Below are 11957 nucleotides of genomic sequence, written 5' to 3'. Positions count from 1 at the left end.
GTATGGTGGCGAGGGCAAACAGATCAATTATGTTCAGGGTGCGAACATTGCCGGATTTGTGAAAGTTGCTGACGCTATGCTTGCTCAAGGCATTCTTTAAACTACATTCTTTAAACTAAAAGATATCAGCCCGCAATTAACGGCTGATTTTTTKCARGCRATGTGTTTACTCATATTGGGGATGGCACAACTGTTGCGCTGATGGCTGGCGAAGGGCAATATCGCCACGAAAGTGGGTCATGGCATGACTCTGGCGGCGATGATCGGCAAAGCCAATATCTTTACCCATGTCGGGGATGGCAATACCTTCGCGGCCATGATTGGAGGCGCCAATGTGCTGACCAAAGTCGGTAACGATCTGACCGCCGCCTTCATGATCGGGAAAGCCAATATCTATTCGCATGTGGGTGATGGCGCCAGTATCGGTTTGTTTGCCGGTGAACTGAACGTGATGACCAAAGTCGGTAAGGGTACGACACTGGCGGCCATGTTTGGTAAAGCCAATATGATGACCCATGTCGGGGATGGTTTAACCGGAGTGTTAGCACTGGGTGAGGCCAATATTGTCACCAAAGTGGGTAATGATTTTATGGGGGTGGTTGCGGCGGCGAAAGCGAACGTTGTTACGCATATCGGTGATTCGACAACCGCAGGAGTACTGCTTGGCAAAGGCAATATTCTGACCAAAGTAGGCGACGGAACCACGGTCGGTCTGCTTATTTCCGATGTGGGTAATGTGATGACTCATGTTGGCGATGGCACAACGGTGGGGTTTGCCAAAGGTAAAGCCAATCTGATGACCAAAATCGGAGACGGTACCGGGGTAAATGCAGCTTGGGGTGAGGCGAATATCCTGACTCAAGTGGGAAATGGCGACCGTTACAACTTCGCGAAAGGGAAAGCTAATCTCATTACCAAAGTGGGGACTGGACAAGAAATCACGGTGGTTCAGGGGGATGCCAATCTCATTACCCATGTGGGTAACGGCGATGATTACACTGGCGCTTGGGGCAAAGCCAACGTTATCACCAGGGTAGGAGATGGACGTAATGTGGTGCTGGCTAAAGGTAAGGCTAACATTGTCACCCAAGTAGGTAAGGGCGACAGCTTTAACGCCTTATGGAGTGAAGGCAATGTCATCACCAAAGTGGGTGACGGTATGCAGATTACGGCGGCAAAAGGGAAAGCTAACGTCACGACGACAGTAGGCAATGGCTTAAATATCACTGCTGCTCATGGTGACGCTAACATTAACACTCACGTAGGTAATGGTGTTTCGGTTAACGTGGCGTGGGGGAAATATAACGTCAATACCAAAGTTGGGGATGGCCTTAATATTGCTGTCATGAAGGGTAAAGGTAATGCCAATATTTATGTTGGTGATGGTCTGTGTATCAATGCCTCTTATGCACGTAATAACGCAGTGGTTAAGATTGGTAATGGTGATTTTTACAGCTTGGCTGTTGCATCGAGTAATACAGAAAGCAACAAGCTTGCTTCTTTCTTCGACAATATCAAACAAACTGTACTCGGAGTGGGAGGCAGTCAGGCGATCAATTACCTGGTTCACGGAGAGGAAGTTAACACGTCTGGCGCCCATAAAGGCAGAGGTGCGATTAATGTAGCGGAAGTCTCTGCCATTGATGGCTTTCAGATGGATGAAATCGCGCCGATAAGTTCAGATTTAAACCATCGTCTCAATGGCGCTATAACAGCCGTGGAAACGCCTGACGTCAGTTCAATAGAAGGTGCTTTGAGTCAAAAAACGAGATCGGAGTCGGATCAGAATGAAAATCTGCTCGTCAATGGTGACTTTGAACAAGGTGAGTTGGGATGGCAATCAACCAATGATATGGAGGCATATAACCCGGCAAGTGTTTATGGTCTTGATAATACTGGTAATGGTGAACGAGTCAGTAAATTTGATGTTGATAAAAACACCGTAATTTGGCAGGAATTACAAAATTTGTCTGAAGGAGAAGTAGTTTCACTGACTTTTGATTTTATGAGTCATTCAGAAATGATGGGTAATGATCTGAATAACAATCGAATAAAGGTGTTGTGGAATGGTAAGCAGGTATTCTCAACTTCTGGGCAGCGAACTATATGGCACACTCAAAAACTCGATTTAATGGCAAAAGCAGGTACTAACCGGATTGAATTTAAAGGTACAGGTCAGGATGATGGATTTAGTTACATCTTAGACAATATCGTTGTGAAATCTGAGACGTCACTGATTGTCAATAATGACTTTAAGCAAAGTAAATTAGATTGGCAATCAACCAATGATATTGCGGCATATAGCCCATTGAGTACTGATGGACCTAATAATACCCGTTATGGCGAACGAGTGAGTGAACTTGATGTTGATAAAAACACCACTATTTATCAGGACCTGCAAAATCGTTCCGAGGGAGAAGTGATTTCGTTAAGCTTTGATTTTGCTAATCGTCCCGATTCTTATTCAGCCGACAATGGTATGGATGTTTTCTGGAACGGCAAACTTGTATTCTCGACTCTTGGCGATGCAGCGAAATGGCAAAATAAAACACTAGAGCTGACAGCAAAAGCGGGCAGTAATCGAATTGAGTTTAAAGGGACTGGTTTGAGTGACGGCGTAGGCTATATTCTGGATAACGTTATTGCAAAATCTGAGAGCTCACCACAAGCCAATATTATTACCGAACGTGTGAAACAGGATAAAGCGGCGCAAAATGCGTTAAACGATAAAGAAAAAGCAGAAAAAGATCGCCAACTGTTGGAGCAGGAGAAAGAGAAACAACTGGCAGCGATTGCAAAATCTCAATCCCAATTGGAATTAACGGATCAGGAAGCACTTAGCCGAAATGGGCTGACACAACGTAACGCGATAGAAGCAGAAGCGCAGGCGGAGACTGACAAACTGGTTTCCATGACACAAGGTTTGAAGGTGCTTAATGACTATTCCAACTACAGCGGTGCCAATTACAGCGGCCAATCAGGCGACCAGTGGCGCAATCAGTTTGCTTCTCAATTTTTGAGCCGTGCCCAGGATGAGTTGAATTACACCAAATTTATTACCCAGAAAAAATTAGCTAATGCTCAATGGTCTATTACGGATAATCAGCAACAAGTAAAAGAAGCGGTTGCGAAATCCGAAGTCGGCGTAGCACAAAGTGAACAGCACCATGCCAGTGCAAAACAGGACATTGCAGAGGCTCAGGAAAAAGCCGCGTTAAGGAAAGAAGAGGCATTATTGCAGCAACAACAGGCCGAAGAAGCGGAAAATGACGCAAATATCGCCTATCAGGGGGCGAAATATCGGGGTAAACGTGATATTGCAGCGGCTGAAAATAAGATTGCTCAGGTACAAGAAGATGCCAGAAGGGCAAAACAGAGCGATTCCAAACCTGATCGTACCGGTGCCGGTGGTAGTGGTTTGTCTGGCAATGCCTACGAATCGACAGGAGCAGGGGAAACCGGTAGCTATGTTGATCCCGAATTAATACTGAAAGCTGAAAAAAGATTCTACAAGGGATTGACCGAAGAAGAGTTACAAGCGCTGGATGGCGCCAAACTAGCGGTTGATCGTCTACAGATAAATGCCGGTATCCGCGCGGAAAATACCGGCGTTTTAACTACTTCAAAGTTGGTCAAAGCACGATCTGACAACAAAGTACAATCTGACGATATGGTGGTGCCAACGTCGAACAGTTCAGATAAGTTTGTCAGAAAAATACCACGGATTTCAGGCATTAATCTGGAATCGTTGGGGAATGATGTCAAGGTAGAGCAGAAAGATTCCGCAATATTTGAAAGTGCAAAATTTAATTTATTGAAAGAGGGGAATAAGTTATTTATCAATCCTAATGTGCGAACATTGGGGAGGAAAAGGCAGCTTAGTAAAGCGCTGGTTGCTGTACGTGATATTTTCTATAAAACGATGAGCCATTTTGATGAAGAGCATGTGTTGCAGTTTGAGCAGGCACTTTCACATTGGCAACAGCGTAACCCAAAAGAATTTGCTCTGCGTGTCAGTCAAGTGAACTTAATCCGTTTTAGGATGGGCCGGATGATGGAGCACTTGCAAGCCCAGCGAGCCGAATTTGCTGGCGTCCTTGGGATCACCGTGGCGCCTCAACATGCTGAACATCTTAAGCAGCGAGTTATATTTGATGGAACCGGACGTATTGTCGGTTTGAAAGGTAGCGTCACCCCAGACGAAATTAATCAACTTATTAAATGGAAAATTACACCTTTAACTCGAAAGAACTCAACGGCTGAACGGGAGGCGCCTAAGACTGAAAGTGAAAGCCTTATTGTTTTCATGAGCCGATTAGACGCTGCGAATATCCCGGAAGCGGGGCCTTTGATCAAACGGGCTAGGGAACTTTGGCTCACCGGGCAAGTCACATCGCAAGAAACCATCCGGTTGTTTGATGATGCTGTCAACCAATTACAGGCATATCCTAAATTACATGCTTTGGCACTGTCATTACAGGCTGACGCTCACAGAGAAAAGTCGACCACCCAATATATAGACAACTTATTTGGCCGTCGTTTTGATTCTGAGCTAGCGCATACATTGGTAAAAACCGCATCACCGGATGCGATAGCCACCTCCAGGCGGATAGGTCAGTTTCTGGTGCAGGAATTTGAGCTGTATATGCAAAGTACTTCTGACTCAGCCGTCAGCGACGGACAGATTGCTATCAGGATGCAAGCGTTCGCCGAAAAAATTAAAAAGGATATTCGTCCTTGGTTCAGTCGGGTGCCTGAACTGACCGCATTCCTGCAAAAACCGACTTTTGATAACTTTAAAATCATGATGACCAAGGTGGATAACGGCTTTGAAATGATCAAAATTCCGTTTCTGGCAGTAAAAATGTCGCTCACTGATGGCATGGGATTACATTTATCTCAATGGAAGGCGGAAGCGGACATTTTCTATCGGGATGAGATCTATAAGGCGCGTTCCACCAGTAGTAAGTTAACGAATATGGCGGATGTTACCTATAAAGTGAAGTTAACTGAACAGAAAACTAACGATTATGGTATTGCACTGCCTTACCAGCCATCCGGTGATCAATATGAAGATTTTCTGTATGGCAGAAAGGTGGCGGCAGGCAGAGTGCTGACGCCTGGGCGGGAAACAACGCTTGAGCGTAACGCACTGGCACAAGGGCATTCCGTGGTGACGGGGGCATCTGGATCGACCAATATCATGGTTCATCTTAATAACTATATTGCTAGTCAAGATCCCGCTTTCTCGCAGGAGCAGGCATATCTTAATACTTTGGTGTTTCTGGTATTTGATGGTGGTCATTCGGTTAATGAAAGTTTGGTAGTTTACAAAGCGTTGCAGAAGACTGGTGATAATCGTAGGCAGGTACTGCAAAACTACACCGCCAGTTATAGGGATCTGATGGATATCGCCGGGGATAAAGGAAAACTATGGATAAATCAGGCATTGAATAGTGCATTTGAGAAAACTCAACACCTTTATCGAGAAAATACCTCTGAGAGAGAACAGAGCGGTTCTCTGGTGGAAAGATTACAGTCGTTATTGGGCGGAAATGGAGCGTCAGAGTCAGTATTAATTGAGGATGATGGTACCTCTCCACAGGATGAAGCCTCTTTAAACCCATTGACCCGATTCTTTAACAACGAACTGCATGGTTTTAAAGAAGATCGTCGCCATATCAGTGATGAAACACAGGCCATGCTTAATGATGAGATTGCTAACGGCAAATCAAGCAAAATCACCCTGAAAGGCGAGGAAGGGCGTTTAACCGGATATTATCATCAGGGTGACATAGAATCAGGTGATGCTTCGACAACAGCAGAGAAAAAAGTCGTACTTTTCCTTCATGGCTCAGGTTTATCTGCGGAAGAGCAAGCTTATGATATCCAAAGCCACTATCAAAATCAGGGCATTGATATGCTGGCTATCAACATGCGCGGCTATGGTGGTAGTGATGGTAGCCCCGGTGAACAAGGATTCTATCAGGATGCCCGGACGATGTTTCGCTACTTGGTGCAAGATCGAGGTATTAAGCCGGGTAATATTATCATTCATGGTTATTCCGTCGGTGGGCCGGTGGCGGCTGATCTTGCCCGATATGCGGCGCAAAATAATCAAGCGGTGTCAGGGCTGTTACTCGACAGGCCAATATCGAGTATGACTAAAACCATAACCGCCCATGACATACCAAACCCTGGAGGCATAATTGGGGCATTGGCAAAAGCGATGAATGGGCAATTTTCAGTGGAAAAAAACCTCAAAGGCTTGCCGATCAATACGCCGATCATGTTGTTAACCGACAATCAAGGTTTAGGGCATGAGGGGGAAAAACTGCGTGCAAGATTGACCGCTTCTGGTTATCGCGTATCGGGTGAACAAACCTTTTATGGTCATGTCGAGAGCGGTGCTTTAATGAGCCAATATGCTGATAGGATTGTATCGACGCTCTCCGGCTCTCAAAATAAAAATCGGGCTGTGGTGAAGAATTCGCTGCAAAAGAGTGACAATCGTGGGACACGTTTTGGTAGCCAGATCATTATTCAAATGGAAAATGACCCGATTGTAGCAAAAGCAGCGATCAATCTGGCGGGTAAACACCCAGAATCCAGCGTAGTGGTTAAACTTGATGCTGATGGCAAATATCATGTCATTTATGGAGATCCTGCCAGATTATCAGGCAAATTACGTTGGCAGATTGTTGGTCACGGCCGTAACGAATCGGCACAAAATAACACTCGCTTAAGTGGTTATAGTGCTGATGAATTGGCAATAAAACTAAAACAGTTCAGTCAGAACTTTAACCAGGCAGGGAAACCAGATCGTATCAGCATCGTGGGTTGTTCACTGATTAGTGATGATAAACGGAATGGTTTTGCCTATCGTTTTATTGCCGCTTTAGATAAACAGGGCATCCGTAGTGATGTTTCAGCGCGTCGCAGTGAAGTGGCAGTTGATGCAACAGGTCGTAAATTTACTCGCGATAAAAATAATCAGTGGGTTAACAAATTGGACGATAACAAACTGGTGTTACGCTGGAATGAACAGGGTGAGCTAACGACTACAACAGAAAAATTGCGTCGTGGCGTGGCTGAAAGCGATATCAACCTTGCCAAAGTGGGGTACACAGAAGCTGATTCAGTGACCAAAGGGGCAATTGCGAATAACCATGATATTTTCACCGCGCCAGGGAAGCGCAAAAACAGGATAGCGCTCGGTTCAAATCCTCAATCGGATCAATCGCTGAATTACGCCGGGAATATACAGGTAAACGTGGGCGACGGTGAATTTACCGCGATCAACTGGGGAACATCGAATGTAAGTATCAAAGTAGGTACTGGTGGCTTTAAGTCACTGGCCTTTGGCGACAACAATGTGATGGTTCATATTGGGAATGGTGACAGTAAGCACAGCGTTAATCTGGGGGGGTATCAGGCATTTGAAGGGGCGCAGATGTTTATTGGCAACCGTAACGTCAGCTTCAACCAAGGTCGCAGTAATGACTTGATTGTCATGATGGATAAATCCATCCCTACGCCGCCGTTAGTTAACCCATTTGATGGCGCTGCTCGTATTACCGGTGTACTGAAATCTATTATTCATTCCGGCGAAGAGTGGGATTGGTTGGCGGCGCAGAATCAACAGTGGACGCTATCTGGCGCGAAAAAATTTGTGCTGGACATGTCTGGTTTAGACCAAACCAGCAGTGTGGATTACAAGACTTTGGTTGATCTGGATTCGCAGCTTGAGCGCAGTAGCCGTGGTTTGAAAAGTGACACAGAAGCGGCATTGAACAAAAAATACCACCAATGGTTAAGTGGTCACGGCAACAATATTGATACCAGTAAAATGAGCCGTGCGGATAAATTCCGTCAGGCCAATGAAAAATTAGCCTTCAATTTTGCGGTGGGTGGTCAGGGGGCGGATATTCAGGTCACAACCGGTAGCTGGAACTTTATGTTCGGCGACCATATTCAATCCATTCTGGATACCAACTTAGGTTCTCTGTTTGGCCTGATGACGCAGCAATACTCAACGACGGGCCTGGCGAAGACAACATTTACTTACAATATACAGGACTTGCCGCGTCAGCTTAAAAACAAACTGCTTGGCCGGTTATCCAGTGTGAATGCAGATACCACTTTAGCGGATATTTTTGGTGTGGATTACACTTCGGAGGGACAGATTGTTGCTCGTACTGGTAAGCCGGTTGATGGCAAGGCTATTTTGCGAGAGATGCTGGAAGTTATTCACAAGTTTGGTGGTGAGCAATTACGTGTCTTCACTGATCCGGATAAATTGATTGATGGTTTGAAACAGCGTGCCGATATGAGTGCCGATGGTATTGAATCATTTCTTGTCAGTCATGGACTGAAAGAGAAAGCGCCTGATGAAAATCGGGAAAAAAGTGTACCGGGCGCCATCAACAGTGGGAATATTCAGACTAATAACAAACCTGAGCGTGCATTGGGCTTTAATTCGCTGAACTTACCTAACTTGTTTGCGACGATATTCAGCAAAGATAAACAACAAGAGATGAAATCGTTAGTAACCAATCTGAAAGAGAATCTAACCGCAGATCTGCTCAATATGGAGCAAAAAACGTTTGATTTCTTGCGTAACAGCGGTCATCTGCAAGGAGATAGCGATATCCATATATCGTTGGGGAACTACAACTTCAACTGGGGCGGAGACGGTAAAGATCTCGGTGCTTATTTGGGTGATAACAACAACTTCTGGGGAGGACGTGGTGATGATGTTTATTACTCAATCGGCACCTCCAACATCTTTACCGGTGGAGAAGGTGATGATCTGGGCGTACTGATGGGACGTGAAAACTGGATGTTTGGCGGTAATGGCGATGATATCGCAGTGGTAGCCGGACGCATTAACCATGTGTTCATGGGTGAAGGGAATGATCAGACATTTGTTTTTGGCGAAGGTGGCTTGATTGATGCCGGTAACGGACAAGACTACGTAGTCACTTCTGGCAACTACAACCAGGTGGATACCGGGGAAGATCAGGATTATGCCGTAACTATCGGTAATAACAACCGGATTGAGCTAGGTGAAGGCAATGACTTTGGCAGGGTATTTGGTAATGACAACCGAATCGATGGCAACACGGGTGACGATGTAATTAAACTGATGGGCTATCACGCGGTGATTAATGGTGGAGAAGGTGATGACCACCTGATAGCGGCTACAATTTCGAAATTCAGCCAGTTTGACGGCGGTGATGGTCAAGATCTACTGGTTTTGGGGGGATATCAGAACCACTTCCAGGGTGGTGCGGGGGTAGACAGCTTTGTGGTCAGTAGCAAAGTGATTGATAATCAGGTTAATGATATCAACGCAGAAGATATGATTATCTTTAACGATATTGACTGGCAAAACCTGTGGTTCCAACGCAGTGGATACGATCTCGTGTTATCCGTGAATCGCCGTACTCAGGATAAAACCGCTCAGAGCCTGTTTGAATCAGTGGGTTCAGTCACCTTTAGTCATTACTTTAATGGTAACCGAGCCAAATTAGTAACGCAGATGGGGCGTAAAAATGCATCAGGAGAGCGTGAATTTACGGCACTTTCAGACCATGCGGTTGACACCTTGATTCAGGCAATGAGCAATTTTGCCCCAACAGCCGGTGATAACGGTTTTATCGAAGGGCTGGACAGCAGGGAAAAAGTGGCTATTACGACGGCTTGGGCAGATACCACAATTGGCAAGGGGAAATTTGCCTGATTAACTTGCTATAACGCTAAGTAATAACAGCAAAAATGGCTCACCTGAATAGGTGGGCCATCGTAATCGCCCATTCTCTGAACGCTTAAGAATCAAGTAGAAATTAAATAGTCTGAGTCAGTAAAATACAGGACTCAGACCTTAATGAAGACATGATTTAAATTGCCTGATTTTTGTGAATAACTCACAAAGTCGGGGTAATTTTGACTGTTATATTTTTCGAATAAATATGAGTTACAAAAAATTCACCTACTCTTATTGAATGTTATTTGCAAAATAGTTTGATTTTAATCATTACTTTATAAATGTTCTTTTAACTCGAATGGATATAATAAAGTAAGGTATCCATATACATGCATAAAATACAGTTCTAAAAAACAAGAAAAGATAATTATAATCCAGTTTTATTTCATATACATAATGAGTTAATGCTAAATCGGCGATGACAAATAATAAATTAAAAGCTAACAGGATAATGTAAAATAAAGGTGTTCTCTTCTTTTTTCTAAAGAAGAGAATAGATGTATAAAGTGCAACTCCAAAAATAATTGTAAAACAGATAAACTCAAATCCTATAAGGATATATAATTCACCTAGAAAATCATAACTGGAGGTTAAGATTGTCATCGTTTTATATGAACTAAATAAAGAGCTAAATATTGCAAAGATAAGATTTATTGCGGGTAAATAAAGAAATCCGCCAATGCCACTCAGTTCTTTATCTTCACATACGGTACTGGTATTAAAGCAGGCTATATCCGGGTGCCCTATATTGAACGCATGGTATGACCCACTATTACAGCCAGCATCCCAGCCTGCACCTTAAGGCAACTGGCTGCAAGAAGCCGGATTTGCCACCGGGTAGGCAGTGAACATCACCGTTGAGCGGGGGCAGTTGAGTTGATTATCCGGCTGGCTGATAAAGGATAATTAGTTGGTATATAAAGTAAAATCTCGGCGTTGTTGGCCGAGATTTATATTTAAAACATAAATTCTTAGCTTTAGTTAACTTCACCAATATACCAGTGTTCAGAATAATAAGGCTTTCCTTCGTCATCTTCACTTATTCTAAGAACACCTAGCTCTGAAAAACCATCGGGTAATCGTAAGTTCCATTCTTTGCATAAACTTCGTTCACTCAATAAAGTTATTTTACCAAACCGACTATATCCATTGCGAGTATGTTCATTGAAATATTCTTCAGATGTGAATATACATAATTCACTTGAAAACATATCAGGCAATACAATGGAACAAGTAATTCTTATATTATTTTCGCTTTCTGGCTTCACCTTATAAATGTTATAAGCTGCATCTATTAAATCTTGAGCACAAATAGATTGAATGTTTTTATTTGTCTGTTTTCCTTGTACCAATGCTGAATGTACCGGAATTTTTACATTCCAGTAACCATAAGAATAATCATTTTCAGTGATAACAGGAAAATAGGTTCTATATGACTCGGACCATATTTTCAATGAACGTAGTCTACGTGGTATACCACGCAATTTTTTATTGCTCAACGCTATTCTACGCATAGACATTTATAATTTCCTTCTTTTAGCCACATTAGTTTTGGTTTGGTTTATCGTACCATCTAAGTTTAAGACAGCCTTAAATTTCCCTTTATTATCAAAAACCTAAAGATGGTTTTTATGTTGACCATCAAGGTATCGCTGATCACCTTTCCAATATTGTTATCGGCTTTGTAAACACTCTGCCCCTGATATATTTGGCTGATTTTTTGTGTACTATTTTTTATTTGAGTACCAAAACCGGGTTGAGTAAGAAATTCTTTCATATTACCAACAGCCCCCTGATTCGGTTGATACGATTGCTTGCCTTTTCCAACATCTCCACCGCCTTTTGCTCCAGCCTTACAGATCTCTCTGGCAACCCCCGCAGACGCCGCAATCCCCGTCTGCCCCATAATCTAATCTTCACGATTTCCTGGGTCGTTTCTTCTGAGCCGCCGGTGACTTGGGCACGATGGAGCACCAAATTCCGTGATGCGTCAATATTTGACATCGCACCGCGTAAATCTGCACATTCCCGCACTTCTGCCGGCGTAAGGGAATCCAGCCCCTGCATTCTGGCTTTTTCCTGAATTTCGCCTATCCGGGCACTGTAGTCACCTTGCAATGCCCGCAGCTCTTTGGCAACGGCAACGCACTGGTCAGCGCCTGAACACGTTGCTATCCGCTCCTGAMCC

The 11957-nt window shown here is 44.0% G+C and carries 4 protein-coding genes and 2 pseudogenes; 2 read left to right on the top strand and 4 right to left on the bottom strand.

From position 1 onward, the window contains the following. Nucleotides 1-244 precede the first annotated feature (244 nt). On the top strand, nt 245-9745 hold the full coding sequence (gene rtxA, locus C6H66_RS26410) for an MARTX multifunctional-autoprocessing repeats-in-toxin holotoxin RtxA (RefSeq protein ID WP_219847629.1): 9501 nt from the start codon (nt 245-247) through the stop codon (nt 9743-9745). Between the two features lie 294 nt (nt 9746-10039). Here the strand turns inward: rtxA and C6H66_RS27760 are convergent, their stop codons facing one another. After that, nucleotides 10040-10450: a DUF2569 domain-containing protein gene (locus tag C6H66_RS27760; protein WP_422615626.1), complete on the bottom strand. Its 411-nt coding sequence runs from the start codon at nt 10448-10450 to the stop codon at nt 10040-10042. An 80-nt stretch (nt 10451-10530) separates the two neighbouring features. On the opposite strand from C6H66_RS27760, the pseudogene C6H66_RS27755 reads away from it, so the two are divergent. Continuing rightward, nucleotides 10531-10610: pseudogene (locus tag C6H66_RS27755) on the top strand (SymE family type I addiction module toxin). 136 nt (nt 10611-10746) lie between these two features. On the opposite strand, the gene C6H66_RS20345 reads toward C6H66_RS27755, so the two are convergent. The 3 genes and pseudogenes from C6H66_RS20345 to C6H66_RS20340 form a co-directional block, all read right to left on the bottom strand. Further along, nucleotides 10747-11289 carry a DUF3916 domain-containing protein gene (locus C6H66_RS20345; RefSeq protein WP_052739514.1) on the bottom strand — a complete coding sequence of 181 codons (543 nt, stop codon included), beginning with the start codon at nt 11287-11289 and terminating at the stop codon, nt 10747-10749. A 59-nt stretch (nt 11290-11348) separates the two neighbouring features. After that, the gene (locus tag C6H66_RS27025) at nt 11349-11546 is read right to left on the bottom strand and encodes a hypothetical protein (protein WP_248000755.1); all 198 of its coding nucleotides are present in this window, start codon (nt 11544-11546) and stop codon (nt 11349-11351) included. Continuing rightward, a pseudogene (locus C6H66_RS20340) lies at nt 11543-11957 on the bottom strand (hypothetical protein); the annotation flags it as partial. The gene C6H66_RS27025 and the pseudogene C6H66_RS20340, both read right to left, overlap by 4 nt.

This window comes from Photorhabdus hindustanensis (genome assembly GCF_002968995.1).
In the GTDB taxonomy this organism is placed as follows: Bacteria; Pseudomonadota; Gammaproteobacteria; order Enterobacterales; family Enterobacteriaceae; genus Photorhabdus; species Photorhabdus akhurstii.
The sequence above is the reverse complement of the archived record's forward strand: the minus strand, read 5'-3'. Positions and strand labels throughout refer to the sequence as shown.

Excerpts from the sequence above, each read along its gene's own strand:
- rtxA (WP_219847629.1), top strand. The coding sequence starts at position 245 with ATGACTCTGGCGGCGATGATCGGCAAAGCCAATATCTTTACCCATGTC.
- C6H66_RS27025 (WP_248000755.1), bottom strand. The coding sequence starts at position 11,546 with ATGAAAGAATTTCTTACTCAACCCGGTTTTGGTACTCAAATAAAAAAT.
- C6H66_RS20345 (WP_052739514.1), bottom strand. The coding sequence starts at position 11,289 with ATGTCTATGCGTAGAATAGCGTTGAGCAATAAAAAATTGCGTGGTATA.